Source organism: Burkholderia cepacia ATCC 25416 (genome assembly GCF_001411495.1).
Classification (GTDB): domain Bacteria; phylum Pseudomonadota; class Gammaproteobacteria; order Burkholderiales; family Burkholderiaceae; genus Burkholderia; species Burkholderia cepacia.
The window spans coordinates 1,041,795-1,063,097 of sequence record NZ_CP012981.1; the positions used below are offsets into that span (position 1 = coordinate 1,041,795).

The 21,303-nt window shown below is 64.8% G+C and carries 16 protein-coding genes, 1 tRNA gene and 1 pseudogene; 8 read left to right on the top strand and 10 right to left on the bottom strand.

Annotated elements, in window-relative coordinates; all coding sequences use genetic code 11:
- Positions 1–208 precede the first annotated feature (208 nt).
- Positions 209–2,296: a UvrD-helicase domain-containing protein gene (locus APZ15_RS04690; RefSeq protein WP_027788668.1), complete on the top strand. Its 2,088-nt coding sequence runs from the start codon at positions 209–211 to the stop codon at positions 2,294–2,296.
- Between the two features lie 124 nt (positions 2,297–2,420).
- Here the strand turns inward: APZ15_RS04690 and APZ15_RS04695 are convergent, their stop codons facing one another.
- Complete coding sequence (locus APZ15_RS04695; protein WP_027788667.1) at positions 2,421–3,314, bottom strand: c-type cytochrome; 894 nt, start codon at positions 3,312–3,314, stop codon at positions 2,421–2,423.
- 252 nt (positions 3,315–3,566) lie between these two features.
- Here APZ15_RS04695 and APZ15_RS04700 point away from each other — a divergent pair.
- Positions 3,567–3,642 (top strand) — tRNA-Arg (locus tag APZ15_RS04700).
- 65 nt (positions 3,643–3,707) lie between these two features.
- On the opposite strand, the pseudogene APZ15_RS04705 reads toward APZ15_RS04700, so the two are convergent.
- The 4 genes and pseudogenes from APZ15_RS04705 to APZ15_RS42080 form a co-directional block, all read right to left on the bottom strand.
- A pseudogene (locus APZ15_RS04705) lies at positions 3,708–4,184 on the bottom strand (site-specific integrase).
- 167 nt (positions 4,185–4,351) lie between these two features.
- Positions 4,352–5,206: a hypothetical protein gene (locus APZ15_RS38745; RefSeq protein WP_080981888.1), complete on the bottom strand. Its 855-nt coding sequence runs from the start codon at positions 5,204–5,206 to the stop codon at positions 4,352–4,354.
- Positions 5,207–5,215: 9 nt separating this feature from the next.
- On the bottom strand, positions 5,216–5,917 hold the full coding sequence (locus APZ15_RS38750; protein ID WP_080981889.1) for a phospholipase A2: 702 nt from the start codon (positions 5,915–5,917) through the stop codon (positions 5,216–5,218).
- A gap of 728 nt (positions 5,918–6,645) precedes the next feature.
- On the bottom strand, positions 6,646–6,999 hold the full coding sequence (locus APZ15_RS42080; RefSeq protein WP_226153319.1) for a hypothetical protein: 354 nt from the start codon (positions 6,997–6,999) through the stop codon (positions 6,646–6,648).
- A gap of 643 nt (positions 7,000–7,642) precedes the next feature.
- Here APZ15_RS42080 and APZ15_RS40740 point away from each other — a divergent pair.
- From APZ15_RS40740 to APZ15_RS04735, 6 genes are all read left to right on the top strand, one after another.
- Positions 7,643–7,891 carry a hypothetical protein gene (locus APZ15_RS40740; RefSeq protein WP_138143303.1) on the top strand — a complete coding sequence of 83 codons (249 nt, stop codon included), beginning with the start codon at positions 7,643–7,645 and terminating at the stop codon, positions 7,889–7,891.
- Positions 7,888–8,217: a helix-turn-helix domain-containing protein gene (locus tag APZ15_RS04715; protein WP_027788665.1), complete on the top strand. Its 330-nt coding sequence runs from the start codon at positions 7,888–7,890 to the stop codon at positions 8,215–8,217. The genes APZ15_RS40740 and APZ15_RS04715 overlap by 4 nt, the downstream gene beginning before the upstream one ends.
- 148 nt (positions 8,218–8,365) lie before the next feature.
- Positions 8,366–10,039 (top strand): TIGR04222 domain-containing membrane protein, encoded by a 1,674-nt coding sequence (locus APZ15_RS04720; RefSeq protein ID WP_027788664.1) that lies wholly within the window; start codon positions 8,366–8,368, stop codon positions 10,037–10,039.
- Positions 10,040–10,460: 421 nt separating this feature from the next.
- Positions 10,461–11,204: an LbetaH domain-containing protein gene (locus APZ15_RS04725; protein ID WP_027788663.1), complete on the top strand. Its 744-nt coding sequence runs from the start codon at positions 10,461–10,463 to the stop codon at positions 11,202–11,204.
- Between the two features lie 39 nt (positions 11,205–11,243).
- Complete coding sequence (locus APZ15_RS04730) at positions 11,244–13,184, top strand: tetratricopeptide repeat protein (protein WP_027788662.1); 1,941 nt, start codon at positions 11,244–11,246, stop codon at positions 13,182–13,184.
- A 92-nt stretch (positions 13,185–13,276) separates the two neighbouring features.
- The gene (locus tag APZ15_RS04735) at positions 13,277–13,939 is read left to right on the top strand and encodes an acetyltransferase (RefSeq protein ID WP_027788661.1); all 663 of its coding nucleotides are present in this window, start codon (positions 13,277–13,279) and stop codon (positions 13,937–13,939) included.
- Positions 13,940–13,949: 10 nt separating this feature from the next.
- Here APZ15_RS04735 and vioA read toward each other — a convergent pair whose 3' ends face one another.
- The 5 genes from vioA to APZ15_RS04760 form a co-directional block, all read right to left on the bottom strand.
- On the bottom strand, positions 13,950–15,092 hold the full coding sequence (vioA, locus tag APZ15_RS04740; RefSeq protein ID WP_027788660.1) for a dTDP-4-amino-4,6-dideoxy-D-glucose aminotransferase VioA: 1,143 nt from the start codon (positions 15,090–15,092) through the stop codon (positions 13,950–13,952).
- A gap of 28 nt (positions 15,093–15,120) precedes the next feature.
- Entirely contained in the window at positions 15,121–17,460 is a 2,340-nt protein-coding gene (locus APZ15_RS04745; RefSeq protein WP_027788659.1) for a tetratricopeptide repeat protein, read from the bottom strand.
- 244 nt (positions 17,461–17,704) lie between these two features.
- Positions 17,705–18,004, bottom strand: a complete 300-nt coding sequence (gene fliT / locus APZ15_RS04750) for a flagellar protein FliT (RefSeq protein WP_027788658.1) — start codon at positions 18,002–18,004, stop codon at positions 17,705–17,707.
- Positions 18,005–18,029: 25 nt separating this feature from the next.
- On the bottom strand, positions 18,030–19,538 hold the full coding sequence (gene fliD / locus APZ15_RS04755; RefSeq protein ID WP_027788657.1) for a flagellar filament capping protein FliD: 1,509 nt from the start codon (positions 19,536–19,538) through the stop codon (positions 18,030–18,032).
- A 132-nt stretch (positions 19,539–19,670) separates the two neighbouring features.
- Complete coding sequence (locus APZ15_RS04760; protein ID WP_021161125.1) at positions 19,671–20,825, bottom strand: flagellin; 1,155 nt, start codon at positions 20,823–20,825, stop codon at positions 19,671–19,673.
- Positions 20,826–21,303 lie beyond the last annotated feature (478 nt).

Below are 21,303 nucleotides of genomic sequence, written 5' to 3' on the forward strand. Positions count from 1 at the left end.
CGGTGCGCGAACGGGGCCGGATTGGCCGCACGGACAAGGGGCGGCGGCGGAATCCGCCCGCGCGGCCCCGTCCGGCGGCGCTCCCGAAAAGCGCGCCGCCGACGTGTTAACATGCGCGTCCTGCCCCGCGTGTCCGCCTGCTTCGCCGGCCCGCCGCGCACGGCATCCTCCCGGCGTTCCGCCGTCAACCGCAACACCATCCGCCATCATGTCCGCAGGCCTCAATCCCGCCCAGAACGAAGCGGTGCGCTACCTCGACGGTCCCTGTCTCGTGCTCGCCGGCGCGGGCAGCGGCAAGACCCGCGTGATCACGCAGAAGATCGCGCACCTGATCGAAGCGAAAGGCTTCGAGCCGCGCCACATCGCGGCCGTCACGTTCACGAACAAGGCGGCCGCCGAAATGCGCGAACGCGTGGGGAAGCTGCTCGAGGGCAAGACGCTCACCACGCCCGGCAAGGAAGGGCGCAAGGTGCCCGTCAACCAGCTCACCGTCTGCACGTTCCACTCGCTCGGCGTGCAGATCCTGCGCCAGGAGGCCGAGCACGTCGGCCTGAAGCCGCAGTTCTCGATCATGGATTCGGACGACTGCTTCGGGATGATCCAGGAGCAGCTCGGCACGACGGACAAGGGGCTGATCCGCAAGATCCAGAGCATCATCTCGCTGTGGAAGAACGGCCTGATCATGCCCGACGAGGCGATGGCGATCGCGGCCAACGAGGACGAGCACCAGGCCGCGCTGGTCTACCGCAACTACGTCGCGACGCTGCACGCGTACCAGGCGGTCGACTTCGACGACCTGATCCGCCTGCCGGCCGAGCTGTTCGCGAAGAACGAGCAGGTGCGCGACCGCTGGCAGAACAAGCTGCGCTACCTGCTGATCGACGAGTACCAGGACACCAACGCGTGCCAGTACGAACTGTTGAAGCTGCTCGCGGGCCCGCGCGCCGCGTTTACGGCGGTCGGCGACGACGACCAGGCGATCTACGGCTGGCGCGGTGCGACGCTCGAGAACCTCGCGCAGCTCGGCAAGGATTTTCCGAAGCTGCACCTGGTCAAGCTTGAGCAGAACTACCGGTCGACGGTGCGCATCCTCACCGCCGCGAACAACGTGATCGCGAACAACCCGAAACTGTTCGAGAAGAAGCTGTGGTCCGAGCACGGGATGGGCGATTCGATCACCGTCACACCCTGCAACGACGAGGAGCATGAAGCCGAATCGGTCGTGTTCCGGCTGTCCGCGCACAAGTTCGAGCGGCGCGCGCAGTTCCGCGACTACGCGATCCTGTATCGCGGCAACTTCCAGGCGCGCATCTTCGAGCAGGTGCTGCGGCGCGAACGCATTCCGTACGTGCTGTCGGGCGGCCAGTCGTTCTTCGACAAGGCCGAGATCAAGGACCTGTGCGCGTACCTGCGGCTGATCGCGAACGCCGACGACGATCCCGCGTTCATCCGCGCGGTCACGACGCCGCGCCGCGGGATCGGCAACACGACGCTCGAGGCGCTCGGCTCGTTCGCGGGCCAGGCGAAGGTGTCGCTGTTCGAAGCGGTGTACATGGGCGGCATCGAGGCGCGGCTGTCGGCGCGCCAGGTCGAGCCGCTGCGGATGTTCTGCGACTTCATCCAGCGCCTGACCGAACGCGCGGACAAGGAGCCCGCGACCGTCGTGCTCGACGACATGATGGAGGCGATCCACTACGAGGCGTACCTGTACGACGCGTTCGACGAGCGCCAGGCGCAGTCGAAGTGGCAGAACGTGCTCGAATTCCTCGAATGGCTGAAGCGCAAGGGCACCAAGCCCGAGACGGAGGCTGTCGACGGCGAGGCCGAAGGCTTCCACAACGCCGACGGGCTCGCCGATACCGGCAAGAACCTGCTCGGCCTGATCCAGACCGTCGCGCTGATGTCGATGCTCGAGGGCAAGGACGAGGATCCGGACGCCGTGCGGCTGTCGACCGTCCATGCGTCGAAGGGGCTCGAGTATCCGCACGTGTTCCTGGTCGGCGTCGAGGAAGGCATCATGCCGCACCGCGGCGGCAGCGAGGACGACGGCCCGATCGACAACGAGCGGATCGAGGAGGAGCGCCGGCTGATGTACGTCGCGATCACGCGTGCGCAGCGCAGCCTGCACCTGAACTGGTGCAAGAAGCGCAAGCGGGCGCGCGAGACGGTCGTGTGCGAGCCGTCGCGCTTCATTCCGGAGATGGGGCTCGACGATGCGCCGCCGCCTACCCCGGAAGAGGCGCCGATGTCGCCGAAGGACCGGCTCGCCAGCCTGAAGGCGTTGCTGCAGAAGTGAGGCGGCGGCGCCGTCGGGCGTGCGGTGTTGCGACTAACCGACGATCCGACAGTCAGCCGGTCAGGCAAAAAACAAACCCCCGCGGTGCGCGTGCGCCGCGGGGGTTTTTTCTGGCCGGCCGGTGTTACTTCGCCGAGTTGACCATGTAGTCGACGGCGGCCTTCACGTCGGCGTCGGATGCGTTCGACCCGCCCTTCGGCGGCATCGCGCCCTTGCCGTGCAGCGCGTAGTTGTAGACCGTGTCCATCGAGTCCTTCAGGCGCGGCGCCCAGTCTTCCTTGCTGCCGAACTTCGGCGCGCCGAGCACGCCTGCTCCGTGGCAGGCCACGCAGGTCGACGAGTACAGTGCCTTGCCGGCGGTTGCGGCATCGGCGCTGGCCGGGGCGGCGGCCGGTTGTTCGCCGGCCTTCGGGATCGCGGCGATCGCGGCCTGCGCGGCGGCGATCTGCGCGCTCGCGGCGTCGGCCGGGCCCGATGCGCCTGCCGCGCCGCTGGCGGGCTGCGCTGCGTTGGCGGCCGGTGCTGCCGGTTCGGGGAAGTTCGCGCCGTCGTTGTTCGCCATGTAGACGATCGCGCGGGCGATTTCATAGTCGCTGACGTCGTCGGGGCTCGTGCCGCCGCGCGGCGGCATCGCGCCCTTGCCGGCCAGCGCCGTCTTCAGCAGCGTGTCGAAGCCTTGCGAGATGCGCGGCGCCCAGTCGTCCTTGTTGCCGAATTTCGGCGCGCCGGCGGCGCCCGTGCCGTGGCAGGTCACGCAGACGGCCTTGTAGACTGCCTCGCCGGTCTTGTACGTGCGGGGCGCGTTGGCGTCCTTCACGTCGACCTGCGCGAGCGGGGCGATACGCGCGGCGACCTGCTCGTCGGATAGCGCGTCCGTGCCGGCGCCGGCGCGGAACGCATGGTTCGCATAATTGGCGAACAGGACGATCAGGATGATCGGAATCGCGAACGACGCGATGATGACGGCAATCAGCTGCCCGGGGGTTTTGACGGGAGATTCGTGGGGTGCTTCGCTCATGCTTGCCTCGTCTCCGTGAATAGGAATTGTGAGCGCGGTGCAACGGCAAAATGGCAGTCCAATGAAGCACGGACGATTATAGACGGAACGTTTACATCACGGCGAGCGGCGCGATGGCGCGTGTTTACCCGCACGCAGCGCGGTGCGGCGGGGATTCGTCGGGCAAGGTGGACGCGTCATGGGAAACCGGGTATCCTTGCCGTCTTGCCAATCGTGGGCGGCCTGTATATTGGGGTCGTTTCACTGTCTCACGCGCCCGTAGCTCAATGGATAGAGTACTGCCCTCCGAAGGCAGGGGTTGCTGGTTCGATCCCAGCCGGGCGCGCCAAGCCTGATAAGCCTTCCAGCCGTTTCGCTACTTCATCGGCCCCCGAAACTTCAGTGAAATTACAGTTAGCCGACGGCGGCCTGCGTGTGCGACTGCACCCACTGCGTCAGGTGGTCCGCTGACATGTGCGCGTACCGCTGAACCATCTCCAGCGTTTCCCATCCGCCCAGTTCCTTCAACACCTGCAACGGCGTGCCGCGCTGTACGTGCCAGCTCGCCCAGGTGTGGCGCAGATCGTGCCAGCGGAAGTCGCGGATGCCGCACGCTTCAACGCCTTACGCCAGGATTCGGTCACGGTCGGATAGACCAGCCGGCCGTGGTACACGAACACACTTGTCGACGAATTCGGGTACCTTCTTCTTCGCACGCTGGCGCAACAGCACCGCGATCGCCGTATCGGACAGCGGCACCGTGATCGCCTTCTTCGCCTTCGCCTGGTCCGGATGAATCCAGGCGACGCGCCGCACGATGTCGACCTGCGACCACTGCAACCCGGTCACGTTCGAACGGCGCAGCCCGGTCTCGAGCGCAAACCGCGCCATTTCGGCCAGGTGATCGGGCCGCTGGGCTTGGGCCGCGCGGCGATTGGCGGGGCTATTCTTCTGTGCACTTTTATGCGCCTTGATTATGCAGTCTTGGCACTATTCCGTCTTGGCTGCCTGTCGACTCAGAAAAAAGCAAGCCTTTATCGGGCTTGCCTGAAATGGAGTCAATATCTAATTCCGACTGAGTATCTGTCGGGAAATTCGGTAGGCTTGCCGGCAAATACATTGGGGTTTGCTAGGCGCATCATGTCCATTTGCACGGACAAAGCAGACACTAAGGATTGAGTATTAACATTCTCTGCATGTGCGAGAGCATTTAACGCGCGCGTATCTCCCATAACACTAGCCAAGGCATATCCAGCATAGACGCCTTCGGCATTGTTCCCCTCTTTGGCCGCTCGGGCCGCGACAATGTATCCTGCGAATGGCGAGCCGCTTGATCTAACAAGTTTTTCAGCATTCACTAATCTTTGAGACCATTGACTGTCAAAGCCAGTTTTATTAATTTTATCTAGAACATTCTCTCCGTTTTTGCCGTATACCTCCCTCATTAGGTAGAAATAGCTGGCCTTAATATTTCCCTGGTCAACGAGATTTCCCAATTCATCGATGTTCATTTTTTGAGCGGCGATCACGTCTTGGGGCATTGGATAGCCGTTTCTCACAAGCCAATCGTATTGTTCAGGTTTGGTGAAGGCGATGGCGTTTTGATCAAATTTCCCGTAAAAATCATCCATAATTAATCGATCTGATCCGGAAAATGAATTGCGCAAATCTTGATCCGTTTGAAAATTGCCGGAAACTGTCGCTTGCGTGAGTTGATATTTCTGGGGGATTGAAATTTCACCATCCCTCACTATTGTGTTGTGATCTGCGTTAATGGCAGGTTGAGAGCTAATATTTGAAACAGCCTCCGATGATTTATTCGGGAGCGGAGGGCGATCCGTCAATGATCGGTAGCCAAAATATCCCAGCACCATAACTATGAAAAAAATCGATATTCCCCATATGCGTTTCATGGAAACCTCTTAAAGGATACAAAGGCTTGCGCCGTAGTATTGACCAACTTTGTTGCGCATGAAGCCAAAGAGCGCACAAAACCATTGATCTACGGAATCTTGGTATGGACCGTCGCCGAATTTTCGAACTGCTTCGGCATAGCCTCGAGCCGCTGCCTCACATGTTCCGGAGCCACCGCAGCTTTGCATCATGTCTCGCTCAAATGCATTATCACAGCTATTTTTGCCCCATCTACTTCCATAGCATACGTCATGATTGTTGCAGGCGTTAGTAAAGTCGTATCCAAGCGGAGCATTAGGAATCACGTGCTTAAGCCAACCATTGGCCGGTCCGCATCCATTTTGTAGTGCGACCGGATTTGGTGTGAAGAAAACTGCCTTTGTAAAAGGTTCTTTTTTTCCAACCTTCATGTCAAGGCGGAATTCGCCAATATTCGGCGGGTTGGCAAAATTGCAATTTTTTAGATCTTGTCTGAGTGATCTAGTGAATTCACACTGGAGTCTAGGGCTGACTGGCATGAAGGCGGCGCCGAATACTGTTGGTCCTTTTGCCGGTGGGCCTATGTCGCCAACAAAATCAGATGAGAACGAGTTGAGATTTAGTCTGGATGCGTTTATGTTGATTGTTGGGAGTACCTCTTGTCCATGCGTCACGTTAATGAAAAACAGTGCGTTAAGTAGCAGAAATATCGATGCGAATATTTTTTTCATTTCATCTCGTGGTCATAAAATATGAAAATTTGATGTCAAACGAAATATCGAATCTGTTTCTATACTTGGTTCCCCCGCCAACGGGCGTCTATGGCTGGACATCTGCCCTCATTACAAATGCAAATGCGAGTCATTCGCATTTGCATTTGTAATGAGGCTACAGAGGCATTTGACGGAGGTCAAGCCCTGGGCGGTTGCGAATGTAGGGCTGGAGTGGGCGACTGGCTCGGAGATGAGCTCGTGGTCTTGACGATTACGAGATTCGGCCAACGCCGGCGACCGCGTAGCGCATACGACGATGTGATGTCATGCGATAGGGCCGACACCGGGTAACCAAGCTCGGCCAATTTTGAGTCCGGGGCTGGCGCGATCGTATTTCAATCGCGGCACGGACCTGTAGGAGTTGCTAGAGCGACGTGGTTACACGACGGGAAGAAAGCGCTTCAAACTGTTTCACTAAGACGCGACGGGTACAGTGGAATTACAGTGTGGATGAGCTTGGACAGCCCTGATTGACCTTGGTCAGCCTTGGTTTTGCTGATTGCGAGTCGTGTAAGGCTTTGATTTTTAATGGGTCTTCGAGTGCCGGTAAAGCTCCGAAGGCAGGGGTTGCTGGTTCGATCCCAGCCGGGCGCGCCAAAACATGCCTGTTCAGGCGTCCGGCGGTTTCTGTGGAGTTAATCAATTAATGTCGTTTACGACACGAATTGGTTGTTTTTCCATAGATGTCAGTCCATATCTGGACGGTTTTCCTGTCGTCGTCTCCGACGGCCTCCGCTCTTACGGCCACCCGCCCCGCTGCGTGCATCGACGCCTGCAAGGCAACGCACTCGCTCAAGGAAGATGCCGGCTTGCTTGTACCGAAAGCTCAAACCGGTCCTTTCGAAAACGTCCTGCTGTACTCGACGTCTTACGGGCTTTTCTCGTTTCGCGACAATAGCGTCGAACGATTTCCGAAACTCGTGGAACTTTAAATCTTCCAATTCCCTTGCGGTGCGGCGCACACGCTCCTGCCCGGCATCCACGAGTTGCTGGTTCAGCGTGGGCGAGAGCGAACGCAGAAATTTGGTCGAGACGTCCAATAGGTCTGCGGCCTCGCGCGCGGAAGACGCTCGCCCTGATTCGACTATCTGCTCAAACTCCTGCCGAAGTTCATTCCGCGGCCGGCGAGCCCCTTTCCGTTTGCGGACGCAAAGCTGAGTCGGCCGAGCCGGAGCCGGGCGTTTGAACAGCATCACCTTGTTCCCGAGAATCACGTCCGAGATAGCGGCGCCACAACAGAACGCAATGAGCGCCAGACGCGGGAGGCTCGGGCGCGTTTTTCCCGATGTCCACTCGTGAAGCGCTCCTTTGCTTACGCCGAGATGCTGGGCGAAATGGGAGAGGTTGACTTCACGAAGCAATCGCTCGCGAGACGCTGAAGGGGCTTGGGGGGCCAGAGGCGGCTATTCAAGTGGGACGAGGTAAACCCGACGCCGAAGTGGCTGCTGGAGGCAAAGCCCACATGCTGGCAGAGTGGAGTCTCTGAGAGCAAGCGCCACGGCGGCACGCTCTCGCGATATCTATACAGGCGTTGGTCAGGCGAGATGGTTACAGTGCTCATAAAAAGGGCGCGACCACAAGGATTTGAAGCGTCTGCTGACTTTGACGACAGGAATAGCTTGTGTTGGTGGCAGGGCGGTCTTGTGGAGCGCCTGATTCGGCCGCAAAAGCGTCAAGAACAGGTTGTCTTGGAGCGACAACAATTGCTTAACTCCACAGTTTCGCCGTCTCATCCGCATCACCATTTCCCCGCTTGCAGTAATATTCCGGCCGGCTATCAGCATGGCGGTTTCCGATCGCGTGCATCCGACCGGGCGAAACCTTGCGCCGATGTCGTTCGACGCACCCGAAACCCGCCTGAAACGCCGATTGAACATGTCGACCGAAACGACGAACAGCCGCCCGGAAGCCGGCGCCGCGATCACCGCATGAGCAAATCCCACCCAGTCCAGATCATCAACGGCCCGGACGGCGCGCCAGCCTTCGTCGTGATTCCGTACGCGGACTATGTCGCGCAGCGGTGCGCCGCACGCGACCTGATTCCGCACGAGCTCGTGACGCGCGTCGTGTTCGACGGAAGCTCGCCCGCGCGCGCGTGGCGCGAGCATCTCGGCCTGACGCGGGCCGAGGTCGCGCGGCGGATCGGCATCAGTCGCTCGGACTACGCCAAACAGGAAAAGCGCGAGAAGCTGCGCAAGTCGATGCGCAAGAAGGTTGCGGCCGCGCTCGACATCACGATCGCGCAGCTCGATTTCTGACTTTCTGACCCGCGGCGCAGCGCCGCAAGCGGCCCTGCATGCAGGCCCGGCACGCCGTCGCGCCGCCTCGCCGATGTGCGAGAATCCCGCGCAACGACAACTCCAAGCGTCGATCGCGGCGGCCGTCCGCGCATCGCGCCGACTCCCGATGGCTGCCATTCCGTCTACCTCGACCGCAGTCGATGCCCGCGCGCTGACCGATGCTCAGCACGCGCTGCTCGCGCGTCTGCACGCGTATTCCCCTGACGACCCGAACGCGCCGCTGCCGTACAGCCGGCGTCTTGCCGAAGCCGAAGGCTGGTCGCATGCGCACGCGCTGGCCGTGATCGACGAATACAAGCGCTTCGCGTTTCTCGCGCAGGCGGCCGGACACCCGGTCACGCCGTCGGTCGCGATCGATGCCGCGTGGCATTTCCACCTGCAATACACGCTCGAATACTGGGACGTCTTCTGCGCCGGCGTGCTGCGCGCGCGACTGCATCACATGCCCGGCACGGGCGCGCCGGACGAGGCCGCCGTGTACGCGCAGCGTTATCGCGACACGCTGGACAGCTATCGCCGGTTGTTCGGCTGCGAGCCGCCGGAGTTGATCTGGCCGCGGCCTGCCGGCCTGCGTGCCGCATCCGGATCGCTGCCCCCGGAACCGTCGGCCGCGAACGGGGCGGGGGACGCGAATTCGCCGGCCGCCGTGCCGGCGCGCCGAACCTGGCGCGACCGGCTGCCGAAACTCGCCTGGCCGGCTGCCGCCGCGAGCGTCGCGGCGACCTGCGCATCGGCGCAGGACTTCAACGTGCTGAACTACGCGGGGCCGCAGTTTCTCGCGTTCTATGTGCCGGCGTGCGTCGTCGCGTTGTTGTTGATCGTCGTGCTTCAGGCGATCGAGTTCCGCTGTCGACGCTGGGGCGGGCGTACGCGCAAGGCGTCGGCCGACCTGAGCACCGACGAAGTCGCCTATCTCACCGGCGGCGAGGCACGGGTCGCCCAGGTCGTGACGATGTCGCTCGCGCAGGCGGGCGCGGTCGACCTGTGGACCGCCCCCGGGCAGGGCGGCTACGTGCAGATCGCCGACATGGAACGTGCGGGGCGCCATGACGACCCCTGCGCGTGGCTCAAGGAGCAGCCGTCCGGCACCGTGAGCTACGACGTGTTTCGCAAGCGACTCGCCGGGTATGCGCAGGAGGTCGTCGACGGAATGCGCGCACAAGGCTGGCTGTGGGCACCCGGCGAGATGCGCGCGTCGCGCCTGGCCGCGCGTGCGATCGTGCTGATCGTACTGGGCACGGGGGCCGCGAAACTCGCGATCGGCCTGAGCCGCGGGCGGCCCGTGTTGCTGCTCGCGGTCTGCATGGTGGTGTTCGCGGTCGCGTACCGGATCGTCGTGCGGCGGCTGACCGGTTTCGGGCGCGGTGGGGCGACGGCTGCCGGGCGGGCCGCGCTGCTTGCGCGCCGGATCGCGCACGATCCGCGCGCCGCGCGAAATCCGCAGCGCCCGCAACCCTTGCAACCCTCGCAACCCGATGCGCACGCAGCACAGCAGACGCAGCAGACGCAGGACCGCGAACGCGACGACCCGGACCCGTTGCTGTGGACTGCCGCGCTGTTCGGTGCGGGTGCGCTGGCCGGCACCGCTTGGTCGGTGTATTCGCAAACCGTGCAGACCGCGTCGCGGATGTCGTCGCTCGCCGCCCTGAAAGCTGGCAGCGGCAGTGCGTTCGATGCATCGGACAGCAGTTGCTCGTCGTCGAGCTGCAGTTCGTCGAGTTCGTGCAGTTCCAGCTCGTGCAGTTCGAGTAGTTGCGGCGGGTGTTCGTCGAGTAATTGAGCGCGGGGGAGTGAGCGGCGCACACCGTTGGTGAAGGCGGCGGCAGCACATCGCAGCGGCGGCCGGCTCTCGTGACGGAACCGGCTGGCCGGATCGAAGCGGCGCCTCCGCCGACGTGTGAGCATCACGAAGGAAAACCGGGCGCCAATGCCCGAGCGCCGAATGATGCACGCACCCGTCATCGGCCGGCGACGGCAATTCCACGCCCACGCGCGGCGCAGCCGGGCCGCGGACGCGAGACCCCACCAGCCCCTATCTCCGGAACAGAAGCCAGAACGCCGTTCTTATTCGTTGTCGGTTGCCGTCGCCGGCTTTCTATACTGCATCGTCCCTGTTCGTGGCCGATGTGCCGCGACGTTTTCCACCGCCGTTTCGAGCGGCCCGGCATCGAGCCGCCGCACCGGCACACTTGCGACCGCGAATGAACGTTACGACCTCCGACGATTGTATTGGCGTGCTGCCTGACCATCCGTGGGCGAAGCATTTCATCGTGCTCGGCTACCGGGATGGCGCCTTTTCGGCGATTCCGAACAATTTTTTCCGCACCTGGGTCGATGAAGAGGCGCAGGTCGGTACGTTTCATATCGGCCGGTGCTCGTCGATCGGTGTGGGCTCGATCGCAAAGTACGATCAGGGCGTTCAGAAACTCGTGATCGGCAAGCACGTGGCTGGCGGAATGCGTCTGCGATTCCTGTTGAATGGCCAGCACGAGATCCGGACCATTTCCACGAGCCTGTTCAGCCTCTACGGTAACGGCCTCACCAATCCGCCGATGCCGCAATACGCGGACACCGTGATCCACAACGACGTCTGGATCGGCGACGAAGCGCTGTTTCTCGGTGGCAGTCAGATCGAGAGCGGATGCGTGATCGGCGCGCGGGCCGTCATCCCGCCCAATTTCCGCACCGAGGCGTACGGCATCTATGCCGGCTCGCCGGCCCGTCTGATTCGCTTCCGCTTCACGGAAAAAGTGCGCGAACGACTGCTGCAGCTCGCGTGGTGGGACATGCCGCTCGACTGGATCAAGCAGAACAACGACGCATTTCTGGTCGATCTCACCGCCGACGAAGAGCGCGCACTCGACACGCTCGCGGCGCTCCAGGAGGCCAGGGACCGGGCCGTCAGCCAGCCGGGCCAACCGGCCGCCGTGCCGGCGTCCGTCTGACCGTCCGTTCGCGCCGCGCGCCGCGCGGCGCCGCATGACATGACCCCTGCTTCCGACGAATCCGCGCTGGTTCAACACTCGGCGACCCTGTGCCAGAACGGACAGTTCGCCGACGCACTGTCGCTCGTCGCGCCCCTGCTCGACCGGCCGGCGCCGGCAGTCGCGGCGCTGCACATCGCGGCCGTCTGCGCGCTCGGCCTGAACCGGCTGGCCGACGCGGAAGCATGGTGGCGGCGCGCGCTCGACGCGATGCCGGCGTTCGAGCCGGCCAGCGACGGCCTCGGCGCGTTGCTCGTGTCGCAAGGGCGCCTGGCCGATGCCGAGGCACTCCTGCGCCGGCAGCTCGCGTCCGTCACGCCGTTGCGGGCGTCGCACCATCACCGGTTCGGCAAGGTGCTCGAAGCGCTCGGCCGGCTCGATGAAGCCGAGCAGGCATTCGGGCAGGCGCTGCTGATCGAGCCGCAGTCGGCCGACGTGCTGACCGATCTCGGCAACCTGTTGCGTGTGCTCGGCCGCCAGGCCGAAGCGGAACTCGCCTACCGGCTCGTGATTGCCGTGCGTGCCGACTCCGTGCTCGCGCACGCCAATCTCGGCGCGATTCTCGTCGACATGCAGCGGTTGCCGGAAGCGGAAGCCGCCAGCCGCCAGGCGCTTGTGCTGTGCCCGGATCACCCGGAGGCGCACTACAACCTCGGCGTCGCGCTGCAGAACCTCGATCGCCTGCCGGAAGCCGAAGCGGCCTATCGCGACGCGATCCGTTGCCGTCCCGGCCTGCCGCAGCCGCACAACAATCTCGGCTGCGTCCTGCGCGCGCAGGGTCGTCACGACGAAGCGATGGCCGTGTTCGCCGAGGCGCTGTCGCTCGCTCCGGACATGGCCGAAGTGCACTACAACCTCGGCACCACGTTCGCGCATGCCGGCCGCCACGATGACGCCGAACGCGCGTACCGCCGCGCGCTCGAACTGCGTGCTGACTATGGCGATGCGCGTTTCGGCCTGGCGACGCTGTTGCTTGGCCTGGGCCGGTTCGAAGAAGGCTGGCGGCGCTACGAATCGCGCTACGAACAAGCGGCGTTCGTGCACCGCCGGACCCGCGAGGTGCTGCGGTGCGCGCAGTGGCAGGGCGAGCCGCTCGCCGGCAAGACGCTGCTCGTCTGGCAGGAAGACGGCCTGGGCGACATGCTGCAGTTCAGCCGCTATTTCGCGGAATATCGTGCGCGGCACGCGGCGCGCGTGGTGTTCGCGTGCCAGCCCGCGCTGCATCGGCTGATGGCGACGGTCGACGGCGTCGACGCGGTGCTCGATCACGAGACGGCGACGGCGCAAGCCGCGCAGTTCGATTACTGGACGAGCCTGCTGAGCGCGCCGATGCACATGGGCACGACACTCGACACGATCCCGCCGCCGGTGCGGCTCGCGCCCGATCCGGCCTGCGCCGCGCGCTGGCGCGCACGCGTCGATGGGCTGCCGGCCGGCCCGCGCGTCGGGCTCGTATGGAAAGGCAACCCGAAGCATCACAACGACGCGCACCGCTCGCTGCCGTCGTTCGCGTTGCTGACGCCGCTGTGGAGCGTGCCGGGGGTGAATTTCGTGAGCCTGCAGAAAGGGCAGGGCGAGGACGAGGCGCGTCAGCCGCCGGGCGGCCTGCCGTTGCTGCATCTGGGCTCGGAGATCGACGATTTCGCGGATACGGCCGCGATCGTCGCGCAACTCGATCTCGTGGTGTGCGTCGACACGTCTACCGCGCATCTGGCCGCGTCGCTCGGCAAGCCTTGCTGGGTGCTGCTGCCGAATCAGGACGTGGACTGGCGCTGGATGCACGGCCGCGACGATTCGCCGTGGTATCCGGGCACGGTGCGGCTGTTCCGGCGCGGGCGCGACGAGAGCTGGATCCGGTTGGCCGAGCGCTTGCGGGCGGCGTTTGCCGCGCATTTTGCAGCGGGTCGCGTGACGGCGGACGAGACGGCGCCTGTCGTCTGACATGATGGCGCGCGCCGCGCGGGTGCGGCGACGCGGCATACTGCGGGGAACGCGGCAAGGCCGCCCCTGCTTTCAGATCAATCGAGGCCCTTGTGGAAAACATCGTCATCGTCGGCTCGTCCGGTCACGCCAAGGTCGTGATCGACATCGTCGAACAGGCTGGCCGGTACCGGATCGCCGGGCTGATCGATTCGTTCCGGCCCCGCGGCGAGGAGACCCTCGGCTACGCGGTGCTGGGCGCCGAACGCGACCTGCCGGATCTGGTCGGTGCGCACGGCATCGCCGGGCTGCTGGTCGCCATCGGCGACAACCATGCGCGCGAGAACGTGACGGCCGCACTTGCGGCGCTCGTGCCGGGCCTGCCGTGCGTGTCGGCGGTGCATCCGGCCGCATGCATCGGCAAGGCGTCGACGATCGGCGCGGGGACGGTCGTGATGGCCGGCGCGGTGATCAACCCGTGCTGCACGATCGGCAGCGGGTGCATCGTCAATACGAACGCGTCGCTCGATCACGACGGCACGATGGAGGATTTCTCGAGTCTCGCGCCAGGCGTCGTCACGGGCGGCAACTGCCGGATCGGCCGCGGCGCGGCGATCGGCCTCGGTGCGATGCTGCGGCACCGGATCGCGGTGGGCGAGCACGGCGTCGTGGGCGCGGGCGCGGTCGTGCTGCACGACGTCGAGCCGTACACCGTCGTGTACGGCAACCCGGCCCGCCGGATCCGCGCGCGCGCGGCCGGCGAGCGTTACCTGTAGGCGTCGCGCGTCAGCGCGCGATCAGCTCGACGATACGGCGGACCATGTCGTCGGTGAGCGCCGGGTAGATCGGCAGGCACAGCACCTTGCGCGCGGCCTCGGTCGCGACGGGCAGGTTGTCGCGGTTGGCGGACGGCAGCCCGCGGTACATCGGGAATTCCGAAATCAGCGGGTGGAAGTAGCGGCGCGCGTACACGTCGTAGTCGCGCAGCTTCCGGTACAGCCCGTCGCGATCGAGCGGGTAGTCTTCGTCGACGAGGATCGCGAAATACGCGTGGTTCGCGACGGTCTGGCCGCCGAGCGGCACGCAGCGGATGCCGCGCACGTCGGCGAGCAGCGTGCGGTACAGCGTGTCGATTTCGCGGCGGCGCGCGAGTGCGCCGTCGATGTGCTGCAACTGCAGCATCCCGAACGCGGCGTTGATTTCGCTCATCTTGCCGTTGATGCCGGGCGCGACGACCGTGACTTCGTCGACGAAACCGAAGTTCTTCAGGTGGTCGATCCGTTGCTTGGTCTTCGCGTCGGGGCAGATGATCGCGCCGCCTTCGAACGTGTTGAACACCTTCGTCGCGTGGAAGCTCAGCACCGACAGATCGCCGTGGGTGAGCACGCTGCCGGTGGTGTTCTGCACACCGAACGCATGCGCGGCGTCATAGATCACGCGCAGGTTGTAGTTGTCGGCGATCTTCTGGATTGCGTCGACATCGCACGGATTGCCGTAGCAGTGCACAGGCATGATCGCGGTGGTCTGCGGCGTGATCGCCGCCTCGATGCGCGCGGGGTCCAGGTTGAGCGTGCCGGGCGTGACGTCGACGAATACCGGCTTGATGCCGTTCCACAGCAGCGAATGCGCGGTGGCGACGAACGAATACGGCGTCGTGATCACTTCGCCGTTGATGCGCAGCGCCTGCAGCGCGGTGACGAGTGCGAGCGTGCCGTTCGCGAACAGCGACAGGTGCGGCACGCCGAGATACTCGCACAGCGCGCGCTCGAACTGCTGGTGGAACGGGCCGCCGTTGGTCAGCGTGCGGCTCTCCCAGATCTTCTCCAGGTACGGCAGGAATTCGTCGAGCGGCGGCAGGTGCGGCTGCGTGACGTAGATGCGTTCGTGCGGCAGTTGCGCGACGGACGACGCGGGCAGGCTGGCGGTCATGATGGTCTCTCTCGATCTGACGTGAGGTTCAGGCCTCTGCCGCGGCCTGTGCGGTGGTCATGTCGTCGAACAGCGGCGTGTCGAATGCGGTCGCGGGTTCGCCCGCGCACCAGCGGGTCCACATCGTGCGCAGCGCCGACGACAGCCCGGCCGCGACGACAGCCGGCCGGAACGCGGCGGACTCTCCGCAGCGCGCTCGCAGGCCGGCGCGAAGCGCCTGCAGCGCGGCGGTGTCGCGGCCGAGCGCCAGCGCCCTCGCGACGAAGTCGTCCTCGTCGGTCGCGATGTACGCGTCGAGCCCGACGTGCTGCAGCCAGCCCGCGCTGCCGCGCCCGGCCATCGTCGCGCCGGGGATCGTCACGGTCGGTACGCCCATCCACAGCGCGTTCAGCGTGGTCGTCGAACCGGTGTACGGGAACGCGTCGAGACAGAGGTCGACGCCGTGATGCTGCTGCATGTAGACGGGAATGTTCGAGCGCCGGTGGAACGTCAGGCGGCCGGCATCGATGCCGGCGGCTGCGAACCATTCGGTCAGCGTCTGCTGGTCGCCGTCGTTGCCGATCGCGCCGAGCGCCATGCGTGCGGTCGGGTCCGCATGCAGCACGCGCGCCCAGACCTCGATCACGTGCGGGCTCAGCTTGTTCAGGCGGTTGAAGCTGGCGTACGTCGTATAGCCGTTGTGCAGCGCCGGCAGCACGTTGACGGGCGGGCAGTTCGGCGGCGGCATGAACGGCGCGATCGCGGGCAGCCGCACGATCTGCTCGACGAACTGGTCGTCGAATGCGCCGTGCGGCGCGACGAAGCGGTCCGTCAGGTAGTAGTCCATCGCGGTGAGGCCGGTCGTGGCCGGATAGCCGATCCACGACGCCTGAACCGGCGCGGCGCGCTGCGCCAGCGCAACGAGCCGGTTGCGGCCGGTATGGCCCGACAGGTCGATCACGATGTCGATGCCGTCGTTGCGCACGCGTTCGAGGAAGGCCGAGTCGCTCATGCCGGTGACGTTGCGCCAGGTCGTGGCGTGGGCCTTGAAGCGCTCGGACGTGTGATCTTCCTCGAAGTGATTGTGATAGAAGTGCATCGCAATGCCGGGGTCGGCCGCGAGATGCTCGATCACGGGCACCGCGTAGGAGGCGACTGCGTGGCTGTACAGGTCGCCCGACACGAAGCCGACCTGCAGCTTGCGCGCCGGATCGCGCGGGTTCGAGAACACGGCCGCGCGCTTGCGCTTTTGATTGTCGTAGCGCTCGCCGAACTTGCGGTGCTCCGCCACGAGCGCCTGCGGATCGAATTCGCTGCTGTGCGCGATACAGAACAGCATGCTGCTATGGGTGACGCTGTCGGTCGGGTTGATTTCGATCGCGCGCTTCAGCCAGCCTATCGCTTCCTGCGTTGCGCCCAGTTCGAGCAGCACGAAGCCGAGCGTGCCGCACGGCGCGGCCGCGCCGGGCGCGAGTTCGACCGCACGCCGGCAGGCCGCGAGCGCTTCATCCGTGCGGCGCAGCGCGAACAGCACGAGACCTCGGATCCGCATGGCCTCCGGGTGATCGGGCTGAAGCTGGTACAGGCGCATGCACTGCTCGTCGGCTTCCGCGAGACGGTTCATCGCCCGCAGCGTATCGGCCAGCAGGATGCGCACGAGGACTTCGTTCGGCAGCAATTCGACCGTGCGCAAGCCGGCCTCGATCATCTCCGGGAAGCGGCCTTCCCGGTGAAGCGAGGCGGACAGCGCGCGCCAGCATGCGCCGTCTTCCGGATAGTCGGCGACCAGTTTTCGTGCAAGCGCGGTGGCTTCCGCGTGCCTGTTCTTGTCGAACAGCGCTGCGTGCTTTTGCAGCAGCGTCTGATTGGGGCGGCGGGCAGACTTGCCGGAGTCGCTCCGCCCGGCCGCGGTTTCCAGGACGATCGCCGCGTCGATGCCGCTTGGGGCGGCCGCGACCGCTGCAGTTGCGAGCACGATGTCGGGTGACGCCAACTGGGCGATCAGGCCGTTCAGCGCGGGGCCGTGCACGCCGCGCTGCTGCGCGATTTCGACCGCGATCCACGCGGCGGCCGTCTGCCCGCTGCGATGCAGCGCGTGAATGTAGCTGACCCAGTAGTAGCCGTTGTCCGGGCTCGCGCCGAGGGCGGCTTCGAAATGCGGCACCGCGTCGGCCGCGTGGCCCGTATCGGCCAGCAGCACCGCGAGGTTGTAATGCGCATCCCCATGCGCGGGCACCGCGTCGAGGATGGCCTCGTACAGCGCCCGGGCGTCGTCGAACGCGCCGCTGCGATGGCGCTCGAGCGCGTTGTCCATGACGAGCGCAATATCCTGCGCAAGCTGCTGTTCGGGCGTGAGCGCGGCGGAGGCGGGCAGTTCGGTCGAGAACATGATGGGATCTGCGGAAAGTCGGTCGATACCATTATGGGTAGCGTGCCGCTGCGCCGATGCCGCGAGATGACGGTAAAAGCCCGGTCAGTTTGGCCGATTGAACGGCCCGCCGCGGGGCCGGGCGGCACCCCAAAAAAACGCCCGCACGAGGCGGGCGGAGGCGAACGAGCACGCCCTCACATCAGCGCGTAGTTCTTGTTGTCAGGTTGGCGGCGCGCGCGTGTCGGGCGCCGCGTGGCGCGATTTAACGGCTCGCGATGCTCTGGTACTGGCCGACGGCCTGCACGCGGCCCATCGCCGCCTGGTATTCGTTGGTCAGCTCCTGCTGCGCGCGTTGCGCGTCGGCGAAGATGCGCGCGTTGCTGGCCTGAATCCGGCGGATCGCGGCGATGCCGGCCGGCGGCTGATCGGCCGCGAGCGACGCAACGAGCGGCTCGCGCAGGTCGACGAGGCGCGCCGCCTCGATCCAGTCGGCCATCGCGGCCGCATGTTCGATCGCGTCGGTGAGCGCGTCGAGCTGGGCGATCAGTTCGGTCTGTTCCATCGTGGCTCTCCTGTCCGGCCGGCGGTCAGCTCTTGTTGCTCGACAGCGCGCCGGCACTGTTCGTGCCGCCGAACAGCTGCGTCAGGTACTGCGAGTTGCTGTTCATCGTCGCCATCAGCGTGTTGAGCGCGGTGAATTGCGCCTGGTACTGGCTGGTCAGCTGCGCGACGGAGTTCGACAGGTTGGTCTGCTGCGTGGCGACGCTTTTCAGGTCGTTGTTGAGCGCGGTCGTGCGTGCGGCGATCAGCCCGCCCGTCTGCGTGTAGTTCGTGATGTCCTTCGTCAGCTGCTGGCCGATCCCGTTCGTCGAGTTGAACAGCGATGCGACGCCGGTCGGGTTGTTCTGCAGTGCGGAGTTGAGCGCGGTGCTGTCGACCTGCAGCGTGCCGTCGGCCTGCAGCGTGACGCCGATCGACGCGAGGTTGACCGTCGAGCCGTTGCTGCTCACGCCGCCCGCGACGACCGACGCGAGTGCGTTGCGGATCGTGTTCAGCGTCGAGTCGCCGAGCAGCGGGCCTTGCGACGACGCGCCGGCCGTGAAGCTCGACAGCGAGCCCATCGTCGTGACGAGCGTGTTGTAGAGCGTCACGAAGTTGTTGATCGCCGACGCTTGCGTCTTCGTGTCGGTGGCGACCGTCAGCGTTTGCGGCTGCGTGCCGCTGACGGCGGCCGAGGTCAGGTTCAGCGTGACGCCGGTGATCGCGCCCGTCACGGTGTTGCTCGCGCTCGTCGCGGCGATGCCGTTGATCGTGAAGGCGGCGTCCTGCGCGGCGGTGCTTTGCTTCCAGGCGGCGCTGCTGTTGGCGGACGCAATGGACGACTGGCCGCCCGTCGTGCTGGCCGTCGACGTGACGCCGAGGCTGGAGAGGCCGTTGTCGCCGGTCACGTTGCTGACCGTGACGCTGATCGCATTCGCCGCGCCGGTCGGCGTCGAGCTGAGCACGAGGTGCGCGCCATCGCTGCCGTTGACGACGGACGCGACGATGCCCGGGTTGCCGGTCGTGTTGTTGATCGCGGCGGCGATGCCGGACAGCGTGTTGTTGTTGCTGCCCACGTTGACCGTGAACGACTTGCTGCCGAGCGACAGCGTCATCGTGCCGGTGCCGAGCGCCGTCGACGCACCGAACGCGGCCGACGACAGCGACTGCGACGTCGCGATCTGCGTGACGCCGACCGAATAGCTGCCGGCGACGGCGCCGGCGCCCGCGGTCGCGGTCAGGCCGGTGCCGCTCGCGGTGGCGGTGAAGGTGTTCTGCAGCGAGCCGTTCGACAGTGTCGTGACGCCGGCCTGGAGTGCGCTCAGCGCGGCCGAAAGGGCGCCGTACGCGGAAATCTGGGTGTTGTCGCTGGCCTGCTGCGCGCTGAGCGCGGCGGTCTGGCCGGCGGTCTTCGCATTGACGAGTGCCGTCACGAGCGAGTTGACGTCCATCGACGAGTTGCCGGTCGATCCGCTGATGATCGATTGGGCAGCCTGTTGCAGCGCGCTGTTGGCCGAGCTGTTGGCGGCGGTGACGGCGGGATTGATCGTCGACATCGTAGTGCTCCGTGCGGCGGGTAGTCCGTGAAATTCTGGATAAGGACCTGGCGGCGGGGCAACGCCCCGCGCGCCAAGTGACGACGGCCGGGCCGCGCGTTACGCGGGGCCCGGCCGTGGGTTGCTACGCGATTACTGCAGGAGCTTCAGGACCTGCTGCGGCAGCGAGTTTGCCTGTGCGAGCACCGAGATGCCAGCTTGTTGCAGCACCTGGTTCTTCGACATGTTCGCGGTTTCCTGCGCAAAGTTCGCGTCGGTGATCTGCGACTGTGCCGACGACAGGTCGGTCGATTCTGCCTGCTGCGCCGTGGCGATTGCCGTGAAGCGGTTTTGTGCCGCACCGAGCTGTGCCTGAACGTTGTTCACCGTTTGCAGCGCGTTGTCGATCGACACCATCGCGACGTTCGCACCGCTGACGGTGCTGATGTCGAGGCCCGACACGGTTGCCGGCTTGTTGACGGCGTTGATCTGCGCAACTGCGTTCGTGATTGCGGTGAGCGCCGCCGACGACATGCTCGTGCTGGTTGCGCTCGCTTGAATCGACAGATTGCCGACTGCCGTGCCGTTGCTGGTCGTTGCGCTTGCGCCGAACACGGACTGAGCAACGGTTTGCGCGATGGCGCCGCCGTTCTGGTCGGTGAACGTGTAGCCACCTTGACCGTCCGACAGCACGTTGATCGCGGTAATCGCCGCGCCCGACGACGTGTACACGCCGGCGGTGTCGAGGCTCAGGCCCGTCACCGTACCGACCGTCTGACCCTTCTGCACCAGGCCGCCGCCGATCTTGGCAGCCGACATGCTTTGGCTCAGGTCCAGCGAAATCGTCTGACCGACGTTCGCGCCGACCTGGAACGACACGATGCCTGCGTTGCCGTTCAGGATGTTCGTGCCGTTGTACGTCGTTTGCGACGCGATACGGTTCACTTCCTGGATCTGCTGCGCAACTTCCTGTTGCAGTGCCGCCTGGTCGGTCGAGGACATCGTGCCCGTCGATGCCTGGACGGCCAGCTGGCGGATACGTTGCAGGCTGTTCGTCAGCGACGACAGTGCGCTCGATGCCGTTTGAATCATCGACACGCCGTCGTTCGCGTTCGACACGCCCTGGTTCAGACCGTTGATCTGGGTCTGCATCCGGGTCGAGATCGCGAGGCCTGCTGCGTCGTCTGCCGCGCTGTTGATGCGCTTGCCCGACGACAGGCGCGTGATGGCCTGGGACAGGGCGTTTTGCGAGCCGTTGAGGTTCTGCTGTGCAACCAGCGAGTTGATGTTGCTGTTAATTCCGAGCATGGAAAAATCTCCTGTGTAAGCCGAAAGCCCTGGAAAGCCGTTTTGGCGTCGGCGGAAGCACTCGTTCATTGCTGGCCGCCTCAGAGCAGGATTTCGGCGCACCAAAACAAAACTTGAGGGGCGCGTTGAGATTCGGCCCGATTTTTTATCCTTCTTTGTCATTTCGGACCGATCCGGCGCGATGCCGGATGGAAGGGGCCCGAGAGCGGTCTCGGCACGCAGTCGTTCGCCTGTGCACACGCAATCGACAAAAGGGTGGTTTTGTCTGTGATTCCCTGCTATGATGGCGGGCTGAATTGAGATTTCTGTCAAGCCTCTGCCGTTTTCGGCGTGTCTGCTGGCAGTCAAACGCGGCGCTGCACGCGGCTTGTGAAGCGTACTCGCGGTGCTTTCCGCCTCTCTTTTCCGGCCTCCGAGGCCGTATTTCCGCTCGTTTCGCCTGTTTGTGGGGACGCTCGGATGGCCGGTGCGTGGCGCT